The following is a 24,723-nucleotide window of genomic DNA, read 5'->3' on the forward strand; positions in this document are numbered from 1 at the left end:
AGATTATGCTAGAGTTTGACACGATTACAGCCATTTCGACGCCGATGGGTGAAGGGGCAATCGGAATCGTCCGTTTGTCCGGTGATAAGGCTGTCGAGACGACGGCGAACGTGTTCGCGGGCAAAGACTTGACGGAAGTGGACTCGCACACGATTCATTACGGAAAACTGAAACGGCCTGGCACAGACGAGGTCATCGATGAAGTGATGGTCAGCGTCATGCGGGCGCCGAAGACGTTCACGCGAGAAGACGTCGTCGAAATCAACTGTCACGGAGGAATCGTCGCGGTCAATCGTGTCCTCGAGCTGATCCTCGAACAACCGAACATTCGATTGGCAGAACCAGGCGAGTTCACGAAGCGCGCCTTTTTGAATGGCCGCATCGACTTGTCACAAGCGGAAGCGGTCATGGATTTGATTCGGGCGAAGACCGACCGCGCCATGACCGTGGCGATGTCACAGATGGAAGGTCGTTTGTCGCGGCTCGTCCGCGATTTGCGTCAACTGTTGCTTGAAACGATCGCAGCCGTCGAGGTCAATATCGATTACCCAGAGTACGATGCTGAAGAGATGACGCAAGCGATCGTTGAAGAGAAGGCGGGCGAAGTGAAACGTGTGCTCGAACAACTGCTCGAAACGGCTCGCCAAGGAAAGATTTTGCGCGAAGGTCTCGCGACAGCGATCATCGGACGGCCGAACGTCGGCAAGTCCTCGCTGTTGAACACGCTCGTCCAGGAAACGAAGGCGATCGTCACGGAAATCGCGGGAACGACGCGCGACACGATCGAAGAGTACGTGAACGTCAAAGGCGTTCCGCTCAAGCTGATCGATACGGCCGGGATTCGCGAGACGGAAGACATCGTCGAACGGATCGGTGTTGAAAAATCGCGGAAGGCGCTTGCGGGCGCCGATCTCATCTTGCTCGTCTTGAACGGTCATGAGGGCTTGACGGTCGAAGATGAGGCGCTATTCGAGGCGATTGCCGGCATGAATGCGATCATCATCATCAACAAGACGGACTTGCCACAAAACATGGATTCTTCTAAGCTAGAGAAATTAGCGGCAGGGCGCCCGATTGTGGCTACATCGCTATTATTGGAAGAAGGGATCGATGCGCTTGAAAAGGCGATTTCGAACTTGTTCTTCGCCAAAGGCGTCGAGTCGCAAGATATGACATATATCTCGAACGCACGACACATTCAACTCATTAAACGGACGATCGAGCAAATCGATGAGGCGCTCGGTAGCGCCGGCATGAACATGCCGATTGACATGGTCCAAATTGATTTACGTCGGGCGTGGGATACGCTCGGGGAAATCAATGGGGACACGGTCCAGGAAAGTTTGATCGATCAACTGTTTTCACAGTTTTGTCTTGGGAAATAAGAAGGAGGAAACACTATGGCTTACACGGCAGGCGAGTTTGACGTCATCGTCATCGGAGCCGGTCACGCGGGGATCGAAGCGGCACTTGCGTCGGCGCGCATGGGCGCGAAGACAGCGATGCTCACGATGAACCCGGACATGGTCGGGTTTATGTATTGCAATCCGTCGATCGGAGGTCCCGCTAAAGGGATCGTCGTTCGTGAAATCGATGCCCTCGGAGGCGAGATGGCGAAAGCGATTGACGCGACATATATTCAAATGAAAATGCTCAACACATCAAAAGGTCCAGCGGTGCGTGCGTTACGGGCGCAAGCGGACAAATTCCAATATCAAAATCACATGAAGAAAGTACTTGAAGACGAGCCGAACCTGTTGCTTCGTCAAGCACTCGTCGAGCGACTCATCGTCGAAGACGGGCAAGTACGTGGCGTCATCACGAACACAGGCTCGGAGTATCGGGCGAACGCGGTCATCGTCACGACCGGTACGTTCATGCGCGGACAAATCATCATCGGAGAACTGTCTTATGAGAGCGGTCCGAACAACCAAATGCCTTCTGTCGAGCTGTCGAAGCATCTCGAAGAACTCGGGCTTGAACTTGTTCGTTTCAAGACGGGTACGCCGCCGCGAATCGACGGGAAGACGATCGATTATTCAAAAACGGAGATTCAGCCGGGGGACGAGAACCCGTCGCTCTTCTCTTACACGTCGACCGACCTCAATCCGATCGAACAGATCCCGTGCTGGCTCACGTATACGAGCGAGCGGACGCACCAGTTGATCGACGAGAACTTACATCGTTCGCCGATGTATTCGGGCGCGATCAAAGGGACAGGGCCACGCTACTGTCCGTCGATCGAAGATAAAGTCGTTCGTTTCAACGACAAGCCGCGTCATCAAATCTTCCTCGAGCCAGAAGGCCGCGACACGGAAGAAATCTACGTCCAAGGCTTCTCGACGAGCATGCCGGAAGACGTCCAGCACCAGATGCTCCGGACGATCCCGGGTCTTGAGAACTCAGAGATGATGCGCCCCGGTTACGCGATCGAATACGACGCGGTCGTACCGACGCAACTTTGGCCGACACTCGAAACGAAGACGGTCATCGGTCTATTCACGGCTGGGCAGATCAACGGGACGAGCGGATACGAGGAGGCAGCCGGGCAAGGTATCATGGCCGGTATGAACGCCGCCTGCAAAGTGCTCGGGAAAGACCCGGTCATCTTGGACCGGTCGCAAGCGTATATCGGTGTCTTGATCGACGACCTAGTGACGAAAGGGACGAACGAACCTTACCGTCTGCTGACGTCACGTGCCGAATATCGCTTGCTCCTTCGCCACGATAACGCCGATCTTCGCCTCAGCGACATCGGACACGAAGTCGGTTTGTTGTCGGCTGAGCGCCATGCAAATCTTGAAGACAAACGTACAGCCATCGCTGCGGAAGTGAAGCGGCTCCAGTCGCTCGTGATCAAACCGTCTGCTGAAGTGAATGCGATTTTGGAAGAAGTCGGGGCGAACCCGCTCAAAGAAGCAGCACATGCCAACATCTTGTTGAAGCGGCCCGAAGTGACGTACGCGACGCTGACGCGGTTTGCACCGGCTCCGGTCGAAGTGCCGTTCGAAGTAGCTGAACAAGTCGAGATTCAAGTGAAATATGAAGGCTACATCTCGAAACAGCTCGAGCAAGTCGAAAAAATGCGTCGTATGGAAGAGAAGCGCATCCCTGAGAAGCTCGACTATGACGCGATCAGTGGTCTTGCGACGGAAGCGCAACAAAAATTGAAACAAGTTCGTCCGCTCTCGATTGGACAAGCGTCACGTATTTCCGGGGTGAACCCGGCCGACGTATCGATTCTTCTTGTCTATATCGAGCAGGGACAATACGCAACGGTGGAGTGAAACGATGAATCAATCCCAATTTATTGAAGCCTTACAGGCAGAAGGGTTCGAACTGAGCGAGAAACAACTCGCCCAGTTCGAACGGTATTTCGAGATGCTCGTCGAATGGAACGAGAAGATGAATTTGACGGCAATCACGGATAAAGAAGAAGTCTATTTGAAGCATTTCTACGATTCGCTGAGCGCTGCGTTTCATTTCGACTTCACGACCGTCGAGACGGTATGTGACGTCGGCGCCGGGGCAGGATTCCCGAGCTTACCGCTCAAAATCTTGTTCCCGCACTTACATGTGACGATTGTCGATTCGCTCAACAAGCGCATCACGTTCTTGAACGAACTCGCCCTCGCTCTCGAGCTAGATGGCGTCGCGTTCCACCATGGACGCGCCGAAGAGTTCGGGAAAAATAAAAAATTCCGTGAGCAATTTGATGTCGTGACGGCCCGTGCCGTCGCGCGGATGACGGTGCTCGCCGAGTACTGTCTACCGCTCGCAAAAGTCGGCGGAACGTTCGTGGCGCTCAAGGCCGCGAAAGTTTCCGACGAACTTGTGGACGCGAAGAATGCCTTGGCGGTGCTCGGTGGGAAAGTAAAAGCGACACACCAGTTCCTATTGCCAGGAGAGATGAGTGAGCGTAATATCGTAATTGTAGATAAATTACGTAAAACGCCCGGGAAATATCCGCGTAAAGCGGGAACGCCGGCGAAAGAGCCGCTAATCTGAGTATTCTTGTTTCACGTGAAACTAAAAGCAGATTCCAGTGGTGGAATCTGCTTATTTTTTACATAAAGGGGTGCCGACGTTGAAGAAAACATTTGCTAAACTGTTCGGAAGTCGTCAAGAAGTGGCCGTCACGGAAATGACGCAAGTTAAACCGAACGACACGGTCCAAGAAATCGCTTTAGCATTACTTCTTCCAAACCGTTATCAACCGCGTAAAGTATTTGAACCGGCTAAGATTGAAGAGTTGGCCGTCACGATCGAAGAGCACGGATTGCTTCAGCCGATCGTTGTTCGTAAGGCGGAAGGGGACCGCTATGAGATCATCGCTGGGGAGCGTCGTTTTCGTGCGGTCAAATCGTTAGGATGGTCCGTCATTCCGGCTATCGTCCGTGACATGGATGACGATACAACGGCCGCCTTGGCGCTCATCGAAAACTTACAACGCGAACAGCTTAGCCCGATTGAAGAAGCGGAAGCGTATGACCGGTTGTTGTCGATGAAACAGTTGACGCAAGACGCGCTCGCGAAGAGCCTTGGTAAGAGCCAGTCGACAATCGCGAACAAGTTACGCCTCTTGAAGCTGCCGAACGACGTCAAACAATGTTTACGTGACCGTCAAATCAACGAACGACATGCCCGGGCGCTCTTGCCGCTCAAAGAAGAGTTGCTGCAAATTCAAGTACTCACGGAGATCCTTGAAGAAGACTATAACGTCAAAGAGACGGAACAGCGTGTCGCGTTCTTGACGACACCGATCGAAGAAGAAAAACGGAAACCGAAGAAGCAACGCCGGCGGACGAAAAGTTTTGCCCGAGACACTCGAATCGCGATCAACACGATCCGTGACTCGATTGATTTGATCGGGAAAACCGGTATCGAAGTTCAAACCGAAGAAGTCGATGAAGAAGAGTTTGTTGAAATTCGAATCCGAATCCCAAAAGCGCGGCCACAAAAGTGAGCTCGTGCTTTTTTTATAAATCATGAACAAGGAGGCGTCACGATGGAAAAGTTAGCGCTCAAATTTATCCGTCCCAACCCGAACCAACCAAGGAAGCAATTCGAAGCCGAGAAGCTAGAAGAGTTGCGACAATCGATTGAACGGTACGGTGTCTTACAGCCCATCGTCGTCCGTAAGGCGAGCGGCTATTATGAGATCATCGCTGGGGAGCGGCGCTATCAGGCGGCGCGGCTTGCCGGGAAGGAAGACATTCCGGCGCTCGTCGTTACGGCCGACTCGGATCGGGTCATGGAGCTCGCGCTAATCGAGAACATCCAACGGGCTGATTTGAACGCGATCGAAGAAGCGCTCGCCTATGAGCAACTCATGCAGACATTAGGGCTGACGCAACAACAGCTCGCCGCACGTGTCGGGAAGAGCCGGAGCCATGTGACGAACAGCCTCCGGCTCCTGAGACTGCCGAGCGCGGTCCAACACGCGGTCATGGTCGGAGAACTGACGATGGGTCATGCCCGTGCCATCACCGGCATGAAGTCGGAGGCGGCGATGGAACAAATCGCGCGACGTGTCATTGCTGAGCAGTGGACGGTCCGCCGGCTCGAGCGCCATTTGCAAAAAGAGCGCACAGAAAAAAAGACGCTCAAACGCTCAGACGCCGACGTCGAAGCCGTCGAGGCCGTGCTTGCGGAACGTCTTCAAATGGATGTCTCGATTCGGTCACGTCGAAAAGGCGGCGTCCTCGAGTTGAAATATTTTTCGCAGGAAGACTTGGAACATTTGTTGACGCTGTTGTCACCTCAAGATTTTGATTCGTCACGTGATTGACGAAGTCTTGTGAACGCAGCCTCTTCATGGTGGATGTTTCCGATTCGCGAATCGAATTCGACGAATCCGGCGGTGACGAAGCGCGCCAGTTCGTAAACGAGGTGGAGACGCGTGTTTTGTAGAATCATCATCTCCATGAAGCCGCTCACGTTGACGACCGCCTTGATGTTGTATTCGCCGACCGAGGGGAGTTCTTTTTGAACGCCAGCGCCCGGTGCGAGCGGGCCTTCCGAGAAGAAGACGTAACCTACGCTCGATAAGCGGCCGAGGCAGGCATCGATGGCGATGATGAGCGGACGGTGAAAGCGTGTCTGAATCTCATGGAGTGTTTCTACTAGGTTTAATGCGTGGACCGGTTTCGTGAGTGTCCCGTAGACGTGCAAGTTCCGAACCATTTTTTCCTCGAGAAACGTACCGACGAGGGGACCGAGCGAATCTCCGGTCGAACGGTCGGATCCGATGCAGACGAGAACGATCGGACGGTGTGTCTCGCTCGCCAACTGTTCGTGAAGCTGGTCAGCAAAAAGTTTGGATCCACTCCGTTCAGTATGTTCGATGAAGAAAGAGTATGGTTTATGAGGTTTTAGGCGAAACGGCATGAATCTCATCCTCTCTTCTAAGCTGTTTGTGATCTAGTTGCATTTGCGGAAGGATATCGTATTAACCCATTCCCGGAACAAGGAAACTTATAACGTCCGGATGTAGGGTTTGAGAAAAGTCATCAATTGTGGTTTGATGGGTTAGAATATATGACTTTAGAGGTGACAACATGGCTTCACAGAATACAGAAACAGATTTAAGTACGGTGGCCGACGAGACGATTAATAACGTCAACCGCTTCGTCGCGTATTTTCAAGATACAGAGATGTGGATCGCCCTTGGGATTAAGCTGACCGGGGTCGTGCTCATCATCGTGGCGTTGTATGCGGCGACAAGAATATTGACGTCGATGGTCCAGCGCGTTTTCACGTTACGTAAAATCCATGAAGATAACATCGTGGCGCAACGACAAAATGAAACGCTTTTGAAACTGGCGCAAAACACGATCCGTTATGTGATCGGGCTCATTATGATTTTGACCGTACTCGGTCAATTCGGGGTCAATATCGCTGGTTTGATCGCATCGGCCGGGGTCGCGGGTCTCGCCATCTCGTTCGGTGCCCAAAACTTGGTCAAAGACGTCATCACAGGCGCGTTCATTATTTTTGAGAACCAGTACAAGAACGGGGACTATGTGAACTTGAACCAACAAGTCGACGGGACCGTCATTGAAGTCGGCATCCGGACGACGAAACTTAGAGGATTGAACGGACAAGTGACGATCATTCCGAACGGTCAAATCATGCAAGTGACGAACTACTCGCTTGAGAACAGCGTCGCTGTCGTCGATATCGGGGTCGCTTATGAGGAAGAGGTAGAAGGGGTCGAAAAAGCGCTGAAAGAAATCGCGAAAGCGGTCGAGGAAAAGTATTACGATCTGTTCATCGAACCGATCACACTCGCAGGCGTGCAGTCGCTCGGACCGTCGGAAGTCGTGTACCGTCTCATGGCCGAAGTGCCGCCGACGCAACATTTCGCGGCAGGCCGGATTTTGCATAAAGAGTTGAAGGCCGGACTTGATGAGCGCGGGATTGAAATTCCATATCCACGCACGGTCATGATGCCTCCAACCACTTCGACTAAAGGAGCGCCCGAAAATGCAGGCTAAATCGTATGAGTTAAACGATTTTGTAGAGATGAAGAAACCACACGCTTGTCAGACGAACCGTTGGCAAGTCACACGGGTCGGGATGGACATCAGAATCAAATGTCAAGGCTGCGGAGCGAGCGTCTTAATGCCGCGACGTGACTTTGACAAACGTTTGAAAAAAGTGCTTAAACAAGAGAACGCCGCTGAATAAGTGGCGTTCTTCTCTATGTTGCAACCGTGAGTTGCGGTTTAATCGAGGACTATCTATAATTGTGAAGGATGTGACGGTGTGGTGTACTGAACGTACCCACTCCACAGACGGATCAACATTTCCCGGGAAACGCCGGATGAGGAGGAAATATAAGTGGGATTAACAGCAGGAATCGTCGGGTTACCGAACGTCGGGAAATCGACATTATTTAACGCTATCACGCAAGCAGGTGTAGAAGCGGCCAACTATCCGTTTGCTACAATCGACCCGAACGTCGGAGTCGTCGAAGTACCGGACACACGTCTGGACCGGTTGACGGAACTCGTCAAACCGAAGAAGACGGTACCGACAGCGTTCGAATTTACAGATATCGCTGGAATCGTCAAAGGAGCATCAAAAGGAGAAGGGCTCGGGAACAAGTTCCTAGCCAACATCCGTGAAGTGGACGCGATTTGCCAAGTCGTCCGTTGTTTTGAAGATGACAACATCACCCACGTCGCCGGTAAAGTATCGCCGATCGATGACATCACGACAATCAACCTCGAGCTCATCTTGGCGGACCTCGAACTTGTCGACAAGCGCATCACGCGCGTTCAAAAAATGGTGAAGTCAAAAGATAAAGGGGCCGCCCAAGAACTTGAAGCACTCGAGATTGTCCAAGCGGTCCTCGAATCAGAGCGCCCGGCCCGTGTAGCCGAATTGACGGAAGACCAACTCGCGATCGTCAAACACTTCCAACTGTTGACGATGAAACCGATGCTTTACGTCGCGAACGTGAGCGAAGACGAAGTCGCAGACTCGGACAACAACAAGTACGTGCAAGCCGTACGTGAACACGCCGCGACGGAAGATGCGAAAGTGATCGTCATCTGCGCGCGCATCGAGGAAGAAATTTCTGAGCTTGAGCCAGAAGAGCGCCTTGAGTTCTTACAAGACCTCGGGATTGAAGAGTCTGGCCTCGATCAGCTGATCCATGCCGCGTACTCGACGCTAGGTCTCGCCACATACTTCACGGCAGGTGAGAAAGAAGTCCGTGCTTGGACGTTCAAACAAGGGATGAAGGCTCCTCAGTGTGCCGGCGTCATCCATTCGGATTTTGAGCGCGGATTCATCCGGGCAGAAGTCGTCTCGTACGAAGACTTGTCGGCTGCCGGCAACATGGCACTCGTCAAAGAGCAAGGCAAGTTGCGTTCAGAAGGTAAAGAATATGTGTTCGAAGATGGCGACGTAGTCACGTTCCGCTTCAATGTTTAAGACATTTCCTTGAAACGTATTGTAAAATGCAAATAAGTTTGATAGTATATTATGACGTGAGTAAAACAATTGTTTGCTCCTTGCTCCTGCAACCGGTAGGAGCCGCTAGTCCAAGAGGAGGTGAAAGATAATGCGTAAATATGAACTACTTTACATTATCCGTCCATCAGTTGATGAGGAAGCTAAAAAAGCGTTGGTTGAACGTTTTAACAACGTCATCACTGAAAACGGAGGTACTGTTGAAAAAACAACAGATATGGGTAAACGTCGTTTCGCTTACGAGATCAACAAAATGCGCGAAGGATACTATGTTCTTCTTAGCATCACTGCTGAACCTAAAGCGATCCAAGAAACAGAGCGTCTCATGAAGATCTCTGATGACGTTGTCCGTCAAATGACAACTAAAGATGAGCGTTGATTCTTGACGCTTCATATTGTGAAAGGGGAGCTTTGAGATGATTAACCGAGTTGTGTTAGTTGGTCGATTGACACGCGATCCAGAAATGCGTTATACGCAGAGCGGAATCGCCGTAACTCGCTTCACTCTCGCTTGCGATCGTCCATTTACTGGACAAGATGGGAAGCGTGAGGCGGACTTTATTGATTGTGTCGTTTGGCGCAAACAAGCAGAGAACGTGGCGCAATATTTGAAAAAAGGCAGCATGGCCGGCGTAGACGGTCGCCTTCAAATCAGTAGTTACGAGGGTCAAGATGGCCAACGTCGTTACCGGGCAGAAGTCGTAGCAGATAGCGTACGCTTCCTTGAACCACGCGGTGCCTCAGCGCAACGTGATACAGCACCAGCGGGAGATGTTTTCGGTGGTGGTGAGTCAAGTGGATCAGGATGGGGCGCAGCCGCTTCTTCGACTTCATCTCAGTCCTCAAACCAATCTTCAAACAAAGGTTTTGAAGCAGATCCGTTCTCGGGTGGCGGCAAAATCGACTTATCGGATGACGATCTACCATTTTGATCGCGTCGATTCGAAACTAAACTAATAAAGGAGGTCTTCACATGGCACGTCGTCCAGGAGGTCGTCGTCGTCGTAAAGTATGTTTCTTTACGTCGAACAACATCACTCATATCGATTATAAAGACGTAGAATTGCTCAAGCGCTTCGTTTCAGAGCGTGGGAAAATTCTTCCACGTCGTGTGACTGGTACTTCAGCGAAATACCAACGTCCACTTACTGTCGCTATCAAGCGTTCACGTCAAATGGCTTTGCTTCCATACGTTGCAGAGTAATGTTTGACACACGGCTTATCCTTTGGGGTAAGTCGTTTTTTTGTTTTCTGTCTCCACGTAGGAGTGTAAGTGAAACCGGCAGATATGGTATGATAGAGCAGAAACCATTTAGACATCATGAGTGCTCGGCACTCATTTTAGGAGGCACACATGCACAGTGGTGAAGCAATAACATCAGTGAAGAACCAATACGCACGTTACGCGATTCCGTATGTGATTGGAATGCTCGTTTCGTTAGGATTGGCGTTCTACAGCATTGTGGCGGCAATCACCCTGTTCGTGGGCACGCTGATCTTCTTCACGTATCAGCAAGTGACGATCCGGCGAGAACGCAAAGCGTGGGAACGTTATGTCCACTCGCTCTCACATCGGATTGAGGATGTCGGCAAAGAAGCGCTCACGAGTATGCCGATCGGGATTCTAATATTCGATGAGACCCGGCGCATCAGTTGGTTCAATGAACAGTCCCGACTCATCTTTGAACTTGAGATGGAACTGGGCATCTCGATCGACTCGATTCATTCGGCCTTTACGGAGTTGATCGAGGAGGAAGAGGACGAGGCGACGATTGAAGTCGGGGACCGTGTATACCGTGTCTTGTACAATAAGGAATATCAAACGCTGTACTTGTTCGATATGACGGACGAGGCGGAGATTGAACAGAAGTACTCTGAAACGCAGACAGTGATCGGCGTCCTCTACTTAGACAACTACGATGAGATGTCGACTGCTGTCGATGAACAGGTCCGCAGCGAAATCAACCGCCGTGTGACCGTTCTCTTGAACCAGTGGGCGCAAAAATATCACATTTATATGCGGCGGACGGCTGCCGACCGGTTTTTCCTCGTCATGAACGAACGAACGCTCTCGGAACTCGAGAACAATCGCTTCTCGATTCTTGATGAGGTACGGGAAGCGACGAAGGAACATAAAATTCCGCTCACGCTCTCGATCGGTATCGGCTGCGGCGAGACGACGCTGACCGAACTCGGCAACTTGTCCCAATCGAGCCTCGATTTAGGGCTCGGACGCGGTGGTGACCAAGTCGTCGTCAAACGTCATAACGGAAAAGTCCGCTTCTTCGGCGGCAAGACGAATCCGACCGAGAAACGGACGCGGGTACGTGCCCGCGTCATCTCGAACTCGATGCGTGATTTGATTCGAGAGTCGAGCCGTGTCCTCATCATGGGACATAAAAACCCGGACATGGATTCGCTCGGCGCATCGATTGGAATCATGAAGCTCGCTGAGTTTGTCGGTCGTGAGGCGTACGTCGTCATCCCGGCCGGCGAGACGAGTGTCGGGATTCAACGGCTCGTCCATGAAGTCGAGAATGATGAAGACTTGTACAGCCGCTTTTTGACGGAGTTTGAGGCGCAACCGCTCATCGATGACCAAACACTTCTCGTCATCGTTGACACGCATCGTCCCTCACTCGTCATCTCACGGGATCTTTTAGACCGGGCCGAACGAGTCGTCGTCATCGACCATCATCGTCGCGGCGAAGAGTTTATCGAGGACCCGGTGCTCGTCTACATGGAACCTTACGCGTCGTCGACGTGTGAACTCGTGACAGAGTTGATTGAATATCAAGCGGGTACCCGCAAACTGTCGATTTTAGAGGCGACGTCGCTCCTTGCCGGAATCATGGTCGATACGAAAGGGTTCACGCTCCGGACCGGGTCGCGGACGTTTGATGCCGCTTCATTCCTCCGGATTCAAGGAGCGGACACCGTGCTCGTCCAACATTTCATGCGGCAAGACCTCGATTCTTATATCGAACAGTCGCATATTCTAGAGAATACCGACATTTATGCAGGCGGTATGGCAATCGCGGTCGCTTCAGACGACGAGGCCCATCATCAAGTGTTGATCGCCCAATCGGCGGACCAACTCCTGAACATGGAAGGCGTCAAGGCGTCGTTCGTCATCGCCATCTTGCCAGACGGTCGGACCGGAATCAGTGCCCGTTCGCTCGGTGACGTCAACGTTCAAGTCATCATGGAGATGCTCGACGGAGGCGGCCACTTGACGAACGCGGCCACGCAGTTGAACGTGGGTCGCGACGAGGCGAAGCAGCTTTTAAAAGAAGCGATCGATCATTACACGACAGATGAAAACGAGGGAGAGGAATCGGAATGAAAGTCATTTTAAAAGTAGATGTTAAAGGTCAAGGACAGGCAGGGGACGTGAAAAACGTCGCCGATGCTTACGCAAAAAACGTACTCTTCAAGCAAAACTTGGCAGTCGAAGCGACACCAGGCAACTTGAAGGCGTTTCAAGCGAAAGAACGCCGTGCCGAGGAAGCAGCCGAAGAAGAGCTGAAAGCCGCGCAACAGTTGAAAGACAAGCTTGAAAAAGAGACAATCGTCGTCAAGACGAAATCAGGCGAAGGCGGCCGTGTCTTCGGCTCGGTAACGAGCAAACAGATCGGTGAAGCGCTCAAAGGGATGGGCTACAAGATCGATAAGCGTAAAATCGAACTTGAACATCCGATCAAAGCGCTCGGTTTCACAAAAGTGCCCGTGAAGTTGCACCATGACGTCACGGCACTGTTAAACGTACATGTTCAAGAAGCTTGAAGGCGAGGTAGAAACGAATGAGTGATGCGATTCAAGTCAATACTCCGCCACATAGCGTTGAGGCGGAACAAGCCGTCCTTGGGGCAGTTATTCTCGATTCTGACCGGCTGATCACGGCCTCGGAACGAGTCGACCCGGACGACTTTTATCGTGTCAGCCATCAACGGATCTTCGAAGCGATGCTGAAGATCAACGACCGCGGGGAACTCGTCGACTTGGTCACGCTCAGTTCGGAGCTCCAATCACAAGGAATCCTCGATGAGATCGGTGGATTGAACTACTTGGCCGAAATCGCCGAGGCGGTTCCTGCCATCGGGAACATCGGGTACTATTTGAACGTCGTCGATCAAAAGGCGGCGCTCCGGCGTCTCATCCGGACGGCGACGAATATCGTCTCGGACGGATACGAGCGTCAAGACGAAGTCGATGCGGTCCTATCTGATGCCGAGCGAAACATTTTAAAAGTTTCGCAACGGAAAGGCCAATCGAGTTTCCATTCGATCGGTTCGGTTTTGTCGGATGCCTATTCGACGATTGAGAAGCTGCATCAATCGAGCGGTGAGATCACGGGGATCGCGACCGGCTTTAGTGACCTCGACAAGATGACGGCCGGGTTCCAGCGTAACGACCTCATCATCGTGGCCGCCCGTCCTTCTGTCGGGAAGACGGCCTTCGCCCTCAACATCTCGCAAAACGTCGCGGTTCGTACGGGCGAGAACGTCGCCATCTTTAGTCTTGAGATGGGTGCTGAACAACTCGTCATGCGGATGCTCTGTGCGGAAGGCAATATCGACGCGCAGCGTCTGCGGACCGGGCGACTCGAGTCTGAGGACTGGGGACGGCTATCGCTCGCGATGTCGTCGTTATCACAGGCCGGTATCTTTATCGACGATACACCAGGTCTTCGCGTCAACGAGATTCGGGCCAAATGCCGCCGCTTGAAGCAAGAGTACGGTCTCGGCATGATCATGATCGACTACTTGCAGCTCATTGTCGGGACCGGCAAGCCGGGCGAGAACCGGCAACAAGAAGTCTCTGAGATCTCGCGTACGCTCAAAGCGATCGCCCGGGAACTCCAAGTACCGGTCATCGCCTTGTCGCAGCTCTCGCGTGGCGTAGAGAGCCGTCAAGACAAACGGCCGATGATGTCGGATATCCGGGAATCCGGAGCGATCGAGCAAGATGCCGATATCGTCGCCTTCTTGTACCGGGACGACTATTACGATAAAGAGAGTGAAGATGCCAACACGATCGAGATCATCATCGCCAAACAGCGTAACGGTCCGACCGGGACGGTCAAACTCTCGTTCCGGAAAGAGTACAACAAGTTCGTCAACATGGAGACGCAAGCTTTCGCACCACCGATGTGAGATCGGTGGTGTTTTTTTGTAGAATCGGGGAAATAGTAATTGAATGCGAGTCAATAACGAACGAAAGGGTAATACATAAAATTATCGTTCGGTATTAGGTTGACTTTCTGAAGTGGCAAGTGTACACTTACCAATGGTTTGAACAGAACGTTTATCTACAAGGAGGATTCATTATGTCATCAGTAGTCGTAGTGGGAACGCAGTGGGGCGATGAAGGAAAAGGGAAGATCACCGATTTCTTGTCTAAACAAGCCGACGTCGTCGCGCGTTATCAAGGGGGAGACAACGCTGGTCATACGATCGTCTTCAATGATACGAAGTATAAACTTCACTTGATTCCATCGGGGATCTTCTATTCGGACAAGACATGTGTCATCGGGAACGGAATGGTCGTCAACCCGAAGTCACTCATTACAGAGCTTGCATACTTACATGAGCGCGGCGTGAGCACGGACAACCTCCGCATCTCAAACCGGGCCCACGTCATCTTGCCGTATCACCAGCTTCAAGACAAGCTTGAAGAAGATGCGAAAGGTGACGCGAAAGTCGGGACGACACTCAAAGGGATCGGCCCTTGTTACATGGACAAAGCGGCACGGATCGGGATCCGGATCGCTGACCTGCTCGACAAGGAAGTGTTCGCCGAGAAACTGAAGACGGTCCTCGCAATTAAAAACCGGATGTTCGTCAAGATGTATGAAGTCGACGCGGTCGAGTTCGATGATATCTTTGAAGAATACTATGCGTATGGCCAACAGTTTGCCAAGTACGTGTGTGATACATCGGTCGTGTTGAACGATGCGCTCGACGAAGAACAGAAAATCCTATTCGAAGGCGCACAAGGTGTGCTGTTAGACATCGATCACGGGACGTACCCGTTCGTCACATCGTCGAACGCGGCGTCAGGCGGGGTATCGAGCGGTGCCGGAATCGGACCTTCGAAGATCGACCACGTCGTCGGCGTCTGTAAAGCGTACACGTCGCGCGTCGGAGACGGCCCGTTCCCGACCCAGCTCGATGACGAGATCGGTCACATGATCCGTGAAGTCGGTAAGGAGTACGGTACGACGACAGGACGTCCGCGCCGTGTCGGTTGGTTCGACTCGGTCGTCGTCCGCCACTCGCGTCGTGTCAGCGGCATCACTGACCTATGCCTCAACTCGATCGACGTGTTGACAGGTCTTGAGACGCTTAAAATTTGTACGGCGTACGAGTACGAAGGCAAGCTCCTCGATGAGTACCCGCCTAACTTCCGCGTCCTCGAGAAGTGTGAGCCGGTGTTTGAAGAGCTCCCGGGCTGGACGGAAGACATCACAGGGGTCCGCAAGTTCGAAGACTTGCCGGTGAACGCACAGCGCTATGTCAAGCGCATCGAAGCGTTGACGGGCATCGAACTGTTGACGTTCTCGGTCGGACCAGCGCGTGAACAGACAGTCATCTTGCGTGACATCTACGAAGCATAAGACTAAGAGCCCTCGCGGCTCTTTTTTCATTTCCGTGGAAATGGACCACGCTTTCTAACCCATTGAAAAAGAGTTACAATAGGACGTGTACGTTTAACGATAGAGGAGGACTCACTGAATGGATCGTACGATTTTAGTGGTAGATGACGAACAACCAATCGCTGATATATTGAAGTTTAAACTTGAAAAAGAGGGCTATGTCGTCCACGTCGCTTATGACGGGGAAGAGGCACTCGTGAAAGTCGAGGAGGTCAAACCTGATTTGATCTTGCTCGACATCATGCTCCCGCTCAAAGACGGCATGGAAGTGTGTCGTGAAGTGCGTAAGAAGTATGATATGCCGATCATCATGTTGACGGCGAAAGACTCGGAGATCGACAAAGTACTCGGCCTCGAACTCGGCGCCGACGACTACGTCACGAAGCCGTTCAGCTCACGCGAGCTCTTAGCCCGCGTCAAAGCGAACATGCGTCGTCACGCGACGGCACCGGCTGTCGAAGCGAAAGGCGCCAACGCGAACGATATCGTGATCGGTGACTTGACGATTCATCCGGATTCATACATGGTCACGAAACGCGAAGAGAAGATCGAACTGACGCACCGTGAATTCGAGCTCATCCATTACCTGGCCCAAAACATCGGCCAAGTGATGACGCGCGAGCATTTGCTTCAGACGGTGTGGGGTTACGACTACTTCGGAGACGTGCGTACGGTCGACGTTACGGTCCGCCGTTTGCGGGAGAAGGTCGAAGACAGCCCGAGCACGCCGACGTATATTATTACGCGCCGCGGTGTCGGGTACTATTTAAAAGCGGGAGAAGAAGACTAAACGATGAAACGGACGAACTTCTTTAAATCTATCCAGTGGAAGCTCGTCGTCATCTATGCGCTGCTCATCCTTGTTGCGATGCAAGTCATCGGAGTGTACTTCGTACGCTCCCTCGAACGACAATACATCAACAACTTCTCGCAGTCGCTCGTCGATCGGGCCAACCTTCTGAGCTACAACGTCAGTGAAGGGATCGCATCGAACGGCGGTGACTCGACTACTGATCAGCAGTTGAACCAGGTACTGGATCAACTGCTGTCTGAGTTTACGGAGAGCACGACGCTAGCTGACGATATTCGCGAAGTCCAAATTATCGACACGAACAGTGTCGTCCGGGCGACTTCGAACCAAAACAACCAAAGCCTCGTCGGACAACGGACGGCGAGTTCGTTCATTCAAAAATCGTTCGCGACAAGCGGTGCGCAAGAGACGCTCGTCTATGAGGACTCGAACGAGCGGATGCGCGTCGTCGCCGTCCCGATCAAATCCGAGGTCGATGGGACGACGACCGGGATGATCTATATCGAGGCGTCGATGCAATCGATTTACAACCAGATGGAGCAAGTGACGAGGATCCTTGCGACCGGTACACTCATCGCCTTGATCATCACGTCCATCCTCGGAATTTTGCTGTCACGGACAATCACGCGGCCGATTGCGGACATGCGTCGTCAAGCCGTCGAGATGCGAAAAGGAAACTTCTCGCGGAAAGTTAAAGTCTATTCCGACGATGAGGTCGGGCAACTCGCCTACGCCTTTAACGAACTGACCGACGAACTGATGGAGGCGAACGCGACGACCGAGGCCGAACGACGCCGCTTGACGAGTGTGTTAGAGAACATGTCGGACGGTGTCGTCGCGACCGACCGTTCGCTCCGCGTCATCCTCATGAACGACCAGGCCCGCGATATGATCGGTGTCGCCGAAGAAGAGGCGATGGGGTCGAACCTGCAGAGCCTGCTCGAGTTTGATGATGAGATCGTCATCCCGGAAGACGGGACGATGCCGGCGAAATTGATCGATCTCAGTACGGACGAAGAATTGTTCCTCGTCCGCGCCTACTTCTCACCAATTCAAAAACATAGCGGTCCGATCACTGGTCTCATCGTCGTCTTGCACGACGTGACCGAGCAAGAGCAAGTCGAACAAGACCGCCGTGAGTTCGTCGCCAACGTCAGCCACGAGCTGCGGACGCCGCTCACGACGATGCGGAGCTATCTCGAAGTGCTCGCCGAAGGCGCGTACAAAGATGATGAGCTCGCACCGCGGTTCCTTGAGACGACTCAAAACGAGACCGAACGGATGATTCGTCTCGTCAACGACTTACTCCAGCTCTCGAAGATGGACAGTAAAGAGTATACGATGCAAAAAGTGAAGTTTGACTTCATCCAATTCTTCAACGATATCATCGAGCGCCATGAGATGACGAAAGGCGAAACGATCCAGTTCCGCCGGAAGCTCATGAAGCGTCGCGTCTACGTGCACGCCGATCAAGATAAGATGACCCAAGTAATCGACAACATCATCACGAACGCGGTCAAGTTCTCGCCAGAAGGCGGGACGATCACGTTCCGGACGATGCTGCGGGCGAAACGTCTCGTCATCGGTATCAAAGATGAAGGTGTCGGAATTCCGAAGTCGAACTTGAAGAAAATCTTTGAACGGTTCTATCGGGTCGACAAGGCCCGAGCGCGAAATATCGGCGGGACCGGACTCGGTCTGTCGATTGCCAAGGAAGTCGTTTCAGCCCACGGTGGCGACATTTGGGCGGAGAGCGAGTTTGGACGTGGGACGACGATTTACTTCACCATCCCGTTCGATACGATCGTGGAGGTGAATGACTGATGGGACGAAAACGTTTCTGGGCGAAGCCAGAGCTGGTGAAATCGCTCGTCTTGCTTACCTTGATCGTCACGTCCATCGTCCAAACGGTCATCCTTTGGGATTACCATCCGAAGTATCAATCGGTCCAATCCGAGACCCAAGTGGCGACGGTGGACGAGTCGCTGCAACGTCAGGCGAGGCAAATTATTGTGCCAACCCAGACGGTCGTCCACGAGAACAACGCTGTCTTTGCGACGAAGAACACGCCGAAGCAAATCGCTCGGGTCATTCGCGACGCATTCGAGGCGAACGAGTTTAAACCGCTCGCCGCCAAAAACGTACCGAGCTTGTATGCCGGTGTCAACGAGGCAGTTGAACTGATTTTACCGGAACCATACTATGCGGACACGCTCAGTTACATTCTGCCCGGGTCTTACAGCCTGTCAGGGAAAGTACCGCAACGGGCGCTCATCTTCATGGACGACAACGTCTGGAAAGTCCGGGCGATCATGAGCGATCAGTCGCTGTGGGAAGGTCGGCTCTCTAAAGCCGGACAAGGGGACGTCAACAGTTTGTTCTTAAAAGATTCGAACCGTGCGATGCAACGGGTCACGTACACGGACGAGCGGGTCAACTATATCCCGGTCGTCGGGCCTGAGATGAACGAGCTGTTCGCGTATGACGTCTCACAAATCCAAATCTCGGCACGCCTTGATTGGATGCGCGATACGTTCTTCCCTGGTGACCCGAACGTTCAAGAAGTCGATCCAGCGAGTTCGATCGGCGCACTCACGAACGGGATCAGCGTCGCCGAGTATGACGCGACGTTGAACGCGAGCCGCTATCGCAACTTGTCACGCAATAGCACCGAGCGCGAGTCGGCGATCGGGCTTGATACGATCGTCGACTTCGTCAACTTTCATGGCGGCTGGGTCGATGAGACGTCAGAGAGTCAAGGTCTGTCCCTTCGTTTCGATGCGATCACACCAGCGAACAAAGGCTTTGAGACGACCGTGTTTCGGTTTCACGTGAAAGGGCACCCTGTCTTTAGCCAACGTGATGCGTTTATCAACAACGATGCGATCGACTTATCCACACTGCGCGTTGAAAACGACGGGGCACAAGTCCGGTCCATCACGCGTCATCATCTCGAAATCGACCGGTTGATCTCGGTCGGGACGACACAGCTTGCAGACGGGCAAGACGTCATCGATACGCTCGTCAACGCAGACCGGTTCGAAAACGTGACTGAGATTCGTCTCGGTTATGAGATCGAATACAATGAAGACGCGAGTCGTTACGTCACGTTCTCCCCGAACTGGTTCGTCCGTGAAGCCGGGAGATGGATCCCTTACGACAAGCCGGAAGATTGGACAGAGAGGATGATGTACCGTGGATTGGAGTAAAGCGAAAACGATTTTAATCTTCGCCTTCCTCGCGCTGAACATCTACTTGTTGTTCCAGCTCTTGACGGAAACGTGGGCGACCGAGGTTGTGACGAGCGATAACACGTCAATCGCCCAAATCTTGGACCAACGTGACGTCGACGCATCGAAATTGCCACGGATGGGACGGGATATTGGTTATTTGACCGGCTCGTCTGAGCAGATGTCGGCGTCGATGATCACGAAAAATCGTGAAGTACAATTAGCGACGACGCTCGACAACATGCAGCTTGAAGTCGAGCTCAAACAAGCCGTCCCACTCGACGAGAACGACTTGCGGACGACGGCGTCGACATTCGTCACCGATTACGTGCCGTTCGGGTCAGAGTACGCCTACTGGCGGTTTGACCAAGAGACGCGCCAACTCGCGTTCGTTCAGACGTATGAAAACAATAAGATTTTCTCGAACCCGGAAATCGAGGCGGACACGGAGACATATATCGGTCCGTCCCTGTTATTGCTTCAATTGAATGAAAACTACGAAGTGACGGACTACAAGCAGCGCCATTTGACGAACTTGTCGTCGAAATCGCAAGACGACCTCGTCTTGACGGCGAGCGAGGCGATCTCACAACTCGCGGCCCGGAAGTACTTCCAGCCGAACCAAGAGATGCGCGCCATCAACACCGGGTTTTATAGCTTACCGCTCGATAGTTCCGGCAGTTTGATCATCATGCCGCCGCTCTGGTCGATCGCTATCGACGACAACGTATATTTCGTCAATGCCATCGATGGGACGGTCGAACGGGTTGAATTTAATTTAGAAGACTGAAAGGAGTGATCGAGTGACTTTACGCTACAGTGTGCTCGCGAGCGGTTCGACCGGTAACGCGCTCTATATTGAGACGGACCGGGCGAAATTGCTCGTCGACGCCGGATTGACCGGCAAGGCGATGCAGCAACGCATCACAGACATCGGCCAGTCGTTCGAGGGTATCGACGCACTGCTCGTCACACATGAGCACTCCGACCATATTAAAGGAGTCGGGATCCTCGCCCGAAAGTACAACTTGCCGATCTACGCGAACACGAAGACGTGGGCAGCGATGGAAGACAAAATCGGGAAGATCGATCCGGCCTTGAAGTTTCATTTCGAGGTCGGTGACGTCAAACAGTTCGGGGACATCGAGATCGAGTCGTTCAACGTCAGCCACGATGCGGCCGACCCGATGTTTTATCAGTTCGCCCATGACGGCAAGCGGCTGGCCCACATCACCGACACCGGGTACGTCTCGGACCGGATGAAAGGGCTCATCCGCGGCGCGGACGACTTCATCTTTGAGTCGAACCATGATGTCTCGATGCTACAGATGGGTCGGTACCCGTGGAGCGTCAAACGGCGCATCCTCGGGGACTATGGCCACGTCTCGAACGAAGACGCCGCCATCGCGATGAGCGAGGTCATCGGTGAGCGGACGAAACGGATCTTTTTGGCCCACCTCAGTAAAGACAACAATATGAAAGAACTCGCGCAGATGAGCGTCGCACAGACGCTCGGCATGCGTGACGTCGATCTTGGACGCATCAAATTGCATGACACCGACCCATTAATCCCATGTCCGCTCGTTTCTTTATAAGCGAACTTGGGAAAAGACAGGTAACACTGTCCTGAAGGGGGGGCGCGTCGTGAACGAAGAGAGACACCATGAGTATGAACCTCAAGACGTCGAACCTTTAGAGCACGAAGCAGCATCAATGAACGATTCACCATCGACTTATCCATCCCGAAGCGAGTGGCGTCCAAAGCAAGAGGAACACGTGCGCCATAAGCCACGGCTGAATGTAAAACCGTTATTACTCGGAGGGGTTGGCGGATTCTTAGGAGCGGCGTTATTCTTTTTCGCGATGATGCTCTGGGATTCGCCGACCTCTCGTTTTGTTACAAACGAGCTGGTCCGTACCGAGCAAGCCGTCACCGTCACGGAGTCGGACATCACGGCCGCCGTCACGGGCGCGAAGACGTCCGTCGTCAGCATCACGAACATCCAGCGTGCCTTCACCTCGGACTCGCAATGGGAGGCCGGTGCGGGCTCTGGTGTCGTTTATAAAGTCGACGGGGACACGGCGTACATCGTCACGAACTTCCACGTCATCGAGGAAGCGGACGAGATCAACGTCGCCTTCGCGGACGGGCAAGTCGCACCGGCCACGATTTTAGGAGAAGACCCGCTCAACGACTTGGCGGTCGCCTCCGTGAAACTTCCGGAGAATATCGACGTCAATCCGATCGTGCTCGGCGATTCGACGGTGCTACAGGCCGGCGAGACCGTGATGGCGATCGGCAACCCGCTCGGCGTCTTTTCAAACTCGGTCACGCGTGGTATCGTCAGTGGTGTCGAACGGACCGTGCCGGTTGATACGAACGCGGACGGTCTCATGGACTATAACGCCGAAGTCATCCAGACCGACGCCGCCATCAATCCCGGCAACTCAGGCGGGGCACTCATCAACATCCGCGGTGAGCTCGTCGGCATCAACTCGATGAAGATCGCCGAAGCGAGCGTCGAAGGGGTCGGCTTCTCGATCCCGGTCAACGTGGCGCTACCGGTCATCGACATGCTCGAGCGTGACGGACGGGTGACACGGGCTCAGCTCGGCGTCACGATCCAAGAAGTCATCGCCGTCCCGGGCAATGTCCGGGAAGAATACGGCATCAGTTTTGACAAAGAGGACGGGGTGTTCGTCGAAGCGATCACACCCGGTAGTCCGGCCGAACAAGCGGGGCTTCGCGTCGGGGACGTCATCACGAAGATCGGCGACCGTGAGATTAAACGTTACGTCGATTTACGTGACGCTTTGTACCGAGACGCCGCGGTCGGGGATAACATCGTCATCGAATATACACGGCGAGGCAAGGCAGAAACGACCGAGGCCACATTAACAGAAGCAACGTAAAGGAGCGGCGACGCTTCTTTTTTAAGGAGGAAAATTTGTGGAAAAAAAAGTATGCAAGGAACATGTTGAAATCGCTTTAGACATCATTGTCGATGAGACGGGGGAGTACCCGTTACTCGAAGAACTATCCACAAGTGGACAAGTCAAATGTGAGTTCTGCGAAGCCGACGCAACATATGTTGTGTCAAGCAAAAAATGATTGTCAACATGTGGATTTGTGGATAACTCTGTGGATAACCCTATGGATAACTCCGAAAAAACTGTGGAAAAAGGAAGAATTGGATGAATATTTCAATTATCACGGTCGGCAAATTAAAAGAAAAATATTTGAAACTAGGAATTGCGGAGTACACGAAGCGTCTGTCGGCATACGCGAAAGTGCATGAAATCGAGGTTGCGGACGAGAAAGCGCCCGAACATTTGAGTGAAGCCGACATGTTTCTAGTAAAACAAAAAGAAGGCGAGCGGATTTTGGCGAAAATCAGTCCGGACACGCACGTCATCGCTCTCGCCATCGATGCCAAGCAGCGGACGAGTGAAGAATTCGCCCGTGAGCTCGACAAGTTGGCAACGTACGGCAAGAGCAAAATCGCCTTCGTCATCGGTGGGTCGCTTGGCTTATCCGACGACGTCATGAAACGGTCGGACGATACGATCTCGTTCTCGAAGATGACGTTCCCGCATCAATTGATGAAGCTCGTCTTGTGTGAGCAGATTTACCGGGCGTATCGGATCAATCGGAATGAACCGTACCATAAATAAATGAGAATTTAGTCGTAAACTGCACCAAAATCAAGTTATAAATTTTTGATTAAAAGGTATAGTTACCTCCACATAGATTAAATGAGGAATGTGGAGGTAATAATATGCTTAATAAGGGCCTGTTGTTAGTGGCTTTATCGGCAATTTTATGGGGTATCTCCGGTGGACTTGGCAGTTTTTTAATGGATAAAGGTTGGGACCCTTTGGTCGTTTCTTTTTACAGAGGAACTGTAGGGTTAATATGTCTTCTAATTTGGTTTGCATTTCGACCAGTCCGGTTAAACAAGCGTTTATGCCTTTGGGCCGTCGTAGCAGGCATTGGGATAGTAGGAAACTTTGTTTTTTACTTTGTTAGCATCTCAGAATCAAGCGTCGCCGTAGCGGCGGCCTTGATGTACACGGCACCTATCTTTGTTCTCCTTATCTCGTTTATATTTCATCTGGAAAAACCGTCTCTCTTCAAATTCATAGCAATCGCTTTCGTGATGGTTGGTGTCGTCTTGCTGACGGAAGTTTACAATGTCGGCTCTGATCAGGTTACAACGATTGGACTTCTAGCGGGCCTAGGCGCTGGACTATCATATGCGTTGTTTATTTTTGGTTTTAAATATGCTTCAAAGCATGGAGAACCACAAGGGATTTTGGCAATCGCTTTTCTTACGTTTACGTTCATCATGTTGTTCTTCACAGATTTGAATGAAGCAGTATCCGTCATTTACTCACCAGACTGGTTCTGGATGATTCTATTAGGGATCTTTGGTGCGGGTTTATCCTTCTTTTTATACGTAGTAGGTTTGGAGAAAACGTCGCCAACTTCAGCTTCTGTTATTGCCATGGTCGAGCCAGTCACTGCGTCCTCTTTTGGATTTTTTCTCCTCAGTGAAACACTCAACGTTGTTCAACTATGTGGAATGGCGATCATATTGATAACTGTGACCGTCTTAAGCGTGAAGAAAGGCTAGAGTGAATTCATAGACATCGTAGCCGTCGCTAGGAGTTATCTGAAGTAATTATGTGTATTGAAACACCAAAAATCAGTCACTATAATAAATTGAAAACCCACATTTGATGATAACTCTTTCTAGACAGAAAGGTTGGAAGGGTGAACTACTCACCACTTATTTGCTTCGCAACTTGAAGTGGGAGCTTCTTGGGAAGACCGTGCTTTGACCAGCCACGGTTGTGGACCAAGCTCGTCGGGCAGTCCCTACCCTGGAGTGTTTCAGTCGGCGAGGCGCAACAGGTTGAGGCTCGCGTTGACGTCGCGGTCATGGTGCGTGCCGCATACGGCGCATGTCCACTCGCGGACGTGCAGGTCCTTCTTGCCGCCGTTCTCGCCACAGGCCGAACAAACCTGGGTCGAG

26 protein-coding genes are annotated in these 24,723 nt (G+C 52.3%); 24 read left to right on the forward strand and 2 right to left on the reverse strand.

Annotated features, from left to right (window positions below; genetic code table 11):
- Positions 1-5 precede the first annotated feature (5 nt).
- From mnmE to EVJ23_RS14480, 5 genes are all read left to right on the forward strand, one after another.
- Positions 6-1,385, forward strand: coding sequence for a tRNA uridine-5-carboxymethylaminomethyl(34) synthesis GTPase MnmE (gene mnmE / locus EVJ23_RS14460; protein WP_070329335.1), 1,380 nt, complete (start codon positions 6-8; stop codon positions 1,383-1,385).
- A 15-nt stretch (positions 1,386-1,400) separates the two neighbouring features.
- A complete protein-coding gene (gene mnmG / locus EVJ23_RS14465; protein WP_131466040.1) occupies positions 1,401-3,287 on the forward strand; it encodes a tRNA uridine-5-carboxymethylaminomethyl(34) synthesis enzyme MnmG in 1,887 nt (628 codons plus the stop codon).
- 4 nt (positions 3,288-3,291) lie between these two features.
- Positions 3,292-4,008 (forward strand): 16S rRNA (guanine(527)-N(7))-methyltransferase RsmG, encoded by a 717-nt coding sequence (rsmG, locus tag EVJ23_RS14470; RefSeq protein WP_071398682.1) that lies wholly within the window; start codon positions 3,292-3,294, stop codon positions 4,006-4,008.
- Between the two features lie 79 nt (positions 4,009-4,087).
- Positions 4,088-4,966 (forward strand): nucleoid occlusion protein, encoded by an 879-nt coding sequence (gene noc / locus EVJ23_RS14475; RefSeq protein ID WP_070329337.1) that lies wholly within the window; start codon positions 4,088-4,090, stop codon positions 4,964-4,966.
- 42 nt (positions 4,967-5,008) lie between these two features.
- Entirely contained in the window at positions 5,009-5,791 is a 783-nt protein-coding gene (locus tag EVJ23_RS14480; protein WP_070329338.1) for a ParB/RepB/Spo0J family partition protein, read from the forward strand.
- On the opposite strand, the gene yyaC is transcribed toward EVJ23_RS14480, so the two are convergent.
- Entirely contained in the window at positions 5,764-6,390 is a 627-nt protein-coding gene (gene yyaC / locus EVJ23_RS14485; protein ID WP_070329339.1) for a spore protease YyaC, read from the reverse strand. The two genes, EVJ23_RS14480 and yyaC, sit on opposite strands and share 28 nt — an antisense overlap.
- Before the next feature lie 170 nt (positions 6,391-6,560).
- Between yyaC and EVJ23_RS14490 the strand changes: the two genes are divergently transcribed.
- The 19 genes from EVJ23_RS14490 to EVJ23_RS14580 all read left to right on the forward strand — a co-directional run bounded on the left by EVJ23_RS14490 (position 6,561) and on the right by EVJ23_RS14580 (position 24,321).
- Positions 6,561-7,499: a mechanosensitive ion channel family protein gene (locus EVJ23_RS14490; RefSeq protein WP_131466042.1), complete on the forward strand. Its 939-nt coding sequence runs from the start codon at positions 6,561-6,563 to the stop codon at positions 7,497-7,499.
- Complete coding sequence (locus tag EVJ23_RS14495) at positions 7,489-7,692, forward strand: DUF951 domain-containing protein (RefSeq protein ID WP_016509068.1); 204 nt, start codon at positions 7,489-7,491, stop codon at positions 7,690-7,692. The genes EVJ23_RS14490 and EVJ23_RS14495 overlap by 11 nt, the downstream gene beginning before the upstream one ends.
- A 153-nt stretch (positions 7,693-7,845) precedes the next feature.
- Positions 7,846-8,946, forward strand: a complete 1,101-nt coding sequence (ychF, locus tag EVJ23_RS14500; protein WP_131466044.1) for a redox-regulated ATPase YchF — start codon at positions 7,846-7,848, stop codon at positions 8,944-8,946.
- Between the two features lie 130 nt (positions 8,947-9,076).
- Positions 9,077-9,364 carry a 30S ribosomal protein S6 gene (rpsF, locus tag EVJ23_RS14505; protein WP_016509090.1) on the forward strand — a complete coding sequence of 96 codons (288 nt, stop codon included), beginning with the start codon at positions 9,077-9,079 and terminating at the stop codon, positions 9,362-9,364.
- 37 nt (positions 9,365-9,401) lie between these two features.
- Entirely contained in the window at positions 9,402-9,917 is a 516-nt protein-coding gene (gene ssb / locus EVJ23_RS14510; protein WP_131466046.1) for a single-stranded DNA-binding protein, read from the forward strand.
- Between the two features lie 41 nt (positions 9,918-9,958).
- Positions 9,959-10,189 (forward strand): 30S ribosomal protein S18, encoded by a 231-nt coding sequence (gene rpsR / locus EVJ23_RS14515; protein ID WP_015880232.1) that lies wholly within the window; start codon positions 9,959-9,961, stop codon positions 10,187-10,189.
- Between the two features lie 150 nt (positions 10,190-10,339).
- Positions 10,340-12,331, forward strand: a complete 1,992-nt coding sequence (locus tag EVJ23_RS14520) for a DHH family phosphoesterase (RefSeq protein ID WP_070329343.1) — start codon at positions 10,340-10,342, stop codon at positions 12,329-12,331.
- Entirely contained in the window at positions 12,328-12,771 is a 444-nt protein-coding gene (gene rplI / locus EVJ23_RS14525) for a 50S ribosomal protein L9 (protein WP_070329344.1), read from the forward strand. The genes EVJ23_RS14520 and rplI overlap by 4 nt, the downstream gene beginning before the upstream one ends.
- 17 nt (positions 12,772-12,788) lie before the next feature.
- Complete coding sequence (gene dnaB / locus EVJ23_RS14530) at positions 12,789-14,141, forward strand: replicative DNA helicase (protein ID WP_070329345.1); 1,353 nt, start codon at positions 12,789-12,791, stop codon at positions 14,139-14,141.
- Between the two features lie 173 nt (positions 14,142-14,314).
- Positions 14,315-15,604: an adenylosuccinate synthase gene (locus EVJ23_RS14535; protein WP_070329346.1), complete on the forward strand. Its 1,290-nt coding sequence runs from the start codon at positions 14,315-14,317 to the stop codon at positions 15,602-15,604.
- Between the two features lie 118 nt (positions 15,605-15,722).
- Positions 15,723-16,433: a response regulator YycF gene (gene yycF, locus EVJ23_RS14540; RefSeq protein WP_070329347.1), complete on the forward strand. Its 711-nt coding sequence runs from the start codon at positions 15,723-15,725 to the stop codon at positions 16,431-16,433.
- A 3-nt stretch (positions 16,434-16,436) separates the two neighbouring features.
- Entirely contained in the window at positions 16,437-18,278 is a 1,842-nt protein-coding gene (walK, locus tag EVJ23_RS14545) for a cell wall metabolism sensor histidine kinase WalK (RefSeq protein WP_071398690.1), read from the forward strand.
- Positions 18,278-19,663: a two-component system activity regulator YycH gene (gene yycH / locus EVJ23_RS14550; RefSeq protein ID WP_131466048.1), complete on the forward strand. Its 1,386-nt coding sequence runs from the start codon at positions 18,278-18,280 to the stop codon at positions 19,661-19,663. Before walK ends, yycH begins: the two co-directional genes overlap by 1 nt.
- On the forward strand, positions 19,650-20,474 hold the full coding sequence (locus tag EVJ23_RS14555) for a two-component system regulatory protein YycI (RefSeq protein WP_070329350.1): 825 nt from the start codon (positions 19,650-19,652) through the stop codon (positions 20,472-20,474). The genes yycH and EVJ23_RS14555 overlap by 14 nt, the downstream gene beginning before the upstream one ends.
- A gap of 13 nt (positions 20,475-20,487) precedes the next feature.
- The gene (locus EVJ23_RS14560) at positions 20,488-21,279 is read left to right on the forward strand and encodes an MBL fold metallo-hydrolase (RefSeq protein WP_070329351.1); all 792 of its coding nucleotides are present in this window, start codon (positions 20,488-20,490) and stop codon (positions 21,277-21,279) included.
- A 49-nt stretch (positions 21,280-21,328) separates the two neighbouring features.
- Positions 21,329-22,597: a S1C family serine protease gene (locus tag EVJ23_RS14565; protein ID WP_070329352.1), complete on the forward strand. Its 1,269-nt coding sequence runs from the start codon at positions 21,329-21,331 to the stop codon at positions 22,595-22,597.
- A 37-nt stretch (positions 22,598-22,634) separates the two neighbouring features.
- Positions 22,635-22,796 (forward strand): CxxH/CxxC protein, encoded by a 162-nt coding sequence (locus tag EVJ23_RS14570; protein ID WP_070329353.1) that lies wholly within the window; start codon positions 22,635-22,637, stop codon positions 22,794-22,796.
- 83 nt (positions 22,797-22,879) lie between these two features.
- The gene (gene rlmH / locus EVJ23_RS14575; protein WP_016509065.1) at positions 22,880-23,359 is read left to right on the forward strand and encodes a 23S rRNA (pseudouridine(1915)-N(3))-methyltransferase RlmH; all 480 of its coding nucleotides are present in this window, start codon (positions 22,880-22,882) and stop codon (positions 23,357-23,359) included.
- Positions 23,360-23,463: 104 nt separating this feature from the next.
- Positions 23,464-24,321, forward strand: coding sequence for a DMT family transporter (locus tag EVJ23_RS14580; protein ID WP_070329354.1), 858 nt, complete (start codon positions 23,464-23,466; stop codon positions 24,319-24,321).
- 260 nt (positions 24,322-24,581) lie between these two features.
- Here EVJ23_RS14580 and EVJ23_RS14585 read toward each other — a convergent pair.
- Positions 24,582-24,723 (reverse strand): zinc ribbon domain-containing protein (locus EVJ23_RS14585; RefSeq protein WP_145963269.1); only part of this gene is annotated, 142 nt, incomplete at its 5' end.

It is taken from the genome of Exiguobacterium sp. SH1S1 (assembly GCF_004337245.1).
Taxonomy (GTDB): Bacteria; Bacillota; Bacilli; order Exiguobacteriales; family Exiguobacteriaceae; genus Exiguobacterium; species Exiguobacterium aurantiacum_A.

Bases quoted from the DNA above. Each gene is read 5' to 3' on its own strand.
- mnmE (WP_070329335.1), top strand. From the start codon at position 6: ATGCTAGAGTTTGACACGATTACAGCCATTTCGACGCCGATGGGTGAA.
- mnmG (WP_131466040.1), top strand. From the start codon at position 1,401: ATGGCTTACACGGCAGGCGAGTTTGACGTCATCGTCATCGGAGCCGGT.
- rsmG (WP_071398682.1), top strand. From the start codon at position 3,292: ATGAATCAATCCCAATTTATTGAAGCCTTACAGGCAGAAGGGTTCGAA.
- EVJ23_RS14480 (WP_070329338.1), top strand. From the start codon at position 5,009: ATGGAAAAGTTAGCGCTCAAATTTATCCGTCCCAACCCGAACCAACCA.
- yyaC (WP_070329339.1), bottom strand. From the start codon at position 6,390: ATGCCGTTTCGCCTAAAACCTCATAAACCATACTCTTTCTTCATCGAA.
- EVJ23_RS14490 (WP_131466042.1), top strand. From the start codon at position 6,561: ATGGCTTCACAGAATACAGAAACAGATTTAAGTACGGTGGCCGACGAG.
- EVJ23_RS14495 (WP_016509068.1), top strand. From the start codon at position 7,489: ATGCAGGCTAAATCGTATGAGTTAAACGATTTTGTAGAGATGAAGAAA.
- rpsF (WP_016509090.1), top strand. From the start codon at position 9,077: ATGCGTAAATATGAACTACTTTACATTATCCGTCCATCAGTTGATGAG.
- ssb (WP_131466046.1), top strand. From the start codon at position 9,402: ATGATTAACCGAGTTGTGTTAGTTGGTCGATTGACACGCGATCCAGAA.
- rpsR (WP_015880232.1), top strand. From the start codon at position 9,959: ATGGCACGTCGTCCAGGAGGTCGTCGTCGTCGTAAAGTATGTTTCTTT.
- EVJ23_RS14520 (WP_070329343.1), top strand. From the start codon at position 10,340: ATGCACAGTGGTGAAGCAATAACATCAGTGAAGAACCAATACGCACGT.
- rplI (WP_070329344.1), top strand. From the start codon at position 12,328: ATGAAAGTCATTTTAAAAGTAGATGTTAAAGGTCAAGGACAGGCAGGG.
- dnaB (WP_070329345.1), top strand. From the start codon at position 12,789: ATGAGTGATGCGATTCAAGTCAATACTCCGCCACATAGCGTTGAGGCG.
- EVJ23_RS14535 (WP_070329346.1), top strand. From the start codon at position 14,315: ATGTCATCAGTAGTCGTAGTGGGAACGCAGTGGGGCGATGAAGGAAAA.
- yycF (WP_070329347.1), top strand. From the start codon at position 15,723: ATGGATCGTACGATTTTAGTGGTAGATGACGAACAACCAATCGCTGAT.
- walK (WP_071398690.1), top strand. From the start codon at position 16,437: ATGAAACGGACGAACTTCTTTAAATCTATCCAGTGGAAGCTCGTCGTC.
- yycH (WP_131466048.1), top strand. From the start codon at position 18,278: ATGGGACGAAAACGTTTCTGGGCGAAGCCAGAGCTGGTGAAATCGCTC.
- rlmH (WP_016509065.1), top strand. From the start codon at position 22,880: ATGAATATTTCAATTATCACGGTCGGCAAATTAAAAGAAAAATATTTG.
- EVJ23_RS14580 (WP_070329354.1), top strand. From the start codon at position 23,464: ATGCTTAATAAGGGCCTGTTGTTAGTGGCTTTATCGGCAATTTTATGG.